Source organism: Thermobrachium celere DSM 8682 (assembly GCF_000430995.1).
Lineage (GTDB): Bacteria > Bacillota > Clostridia > Clostridiales > Caloramatoraceae > Thermobrachium > Thermobrachium celere.
This window is the reverse complement of the sequence record NZ_HF952015.1, coordinates 6,288-6,837: the sequence shown is the minus strand read 5'-3', so window position 1 is coordinate 6,837 and position 550 is coordinate 6,288. Positions and strand designations below refer to the sequence as shown.

General features: G+C 33.6%; 2 protein-coding genes. Both read right to left on the bottom strand.

Annotated features, from left to right (window positions below; genetic code table 11):
* Window positions 1-259 (bottom strand): Ig-like domain-containing protein (locus tag TCEL_RS00585; RefSeq protein ID WP_040683692.1); only part of this gene is annotated, 259 nt, incomplete at its 3' end.
* A gap of 113 nt (window positions 260-372) precedes the next feature.
* Window positions 373-550: fructose-bisphosphatase class II (locus tag TCEL_RS13075; protein ID WP_156874022.1), on the bottom strand; the 178-nt coding region annotated here is incomplete at its 5' end.

Sequence of the window (550 nt, the reverse complement as noted above, 5' to 3'; positions counted from 1 at the left end):
CGCTTTGTACTTCTACTGGAACTTGTACTTTTATATACGCTGCTATTTTTGGATTTGCTTTGCTTGATACTTTTACGTATGCTACTCCTGTTGTTACTGGAATTACTATTCCTTCGTTTGTTACTGTTAGTATTTTGGTGTTGCTGCTTTCCCAATTTAATTCAGGGGTATCTATCCCAAGTGGATAAATGTTTAGAATTTGTTTTAAATCATATGTTTGTCCGCTTCTAACATCTATTGTTGTTTTTGTAAACTTCATAGCTGTTAAACTTTTTGGAGTTGTTTGGCTTTTTACTATGTCTTGTACTATTACTACATTGTATCCTGTGCCATTTAATCTTGGAATTGTTGTTTGTGCATATCTATAGCTTGTTAATCTGAAACTCCTGTTGCTGCAAAATATACATCATCTGCCTTAACTATATCGTCTATATAAAGTATCCTATTTAAATCATCTATTCCCATCTGTTTACATCTTGCCCTTTCTTCTTCATTAGTTACACACAACCTACCTTGAAAATCTCCTCCTAAACACTTTAAAGCCGCTGCA